General features: G+C 35.9%; 1 protein-coding gene. It reads right to left on the reverse strand.

What is annotated here, in order from left to right:
- A partial coding sequence (locus tag L8D11_RS05495; RefSeq protein WP_236870658.1) for a hypothetical protein occupies window positions 1–201 on the reverse strand: 201 nt, incomplete at its 3' end.
- Between the last annotated feature and the right edge of the window lie 164 nt (window positions 202–365).

The following is a 365-nucleotide window of genomic DNA, read 5'->3' on the forward strand; positions in this document are numbered from 1 at the left end:
ACCAGGCGCACCTTTATTGCGTTTTACAGCTCTAAAGGCACTTTTGAGATTAGTAGTATGAACTACTTTCTCAATCAAGTCTTTCGCAAGGTCATGGGTTATTTTAAATGCTGAAGTCACTTTATGCTCCTTGAGATCAACAGCTTCGGTACTGCCGTCACTGTTTGATACATGGTCGATATAAATACCATTTGCTGCCATATGCCTCCAAAATTAAAACTCCAGTACCTAACAAATCGGCATTGCTAAACAAATATAGCATACAATTGAGAAAGCTGATATGATATGCACAATAACACAAATAAGGTTAGTATATGTCAGAAATAATATGTTGCAAATGCAGAGAAAGTAATTATTACAGATCT

The organism is Candidatus Bandiella numerosa (assembly GCF_021811875.1).
Lineage (GTDB): Bacteria > Pseudomonadota > Alphaproteobacteria > Rickettsiales > Midichloriaceae > Aquirickettsia > Aquirickettsia numerosa_A.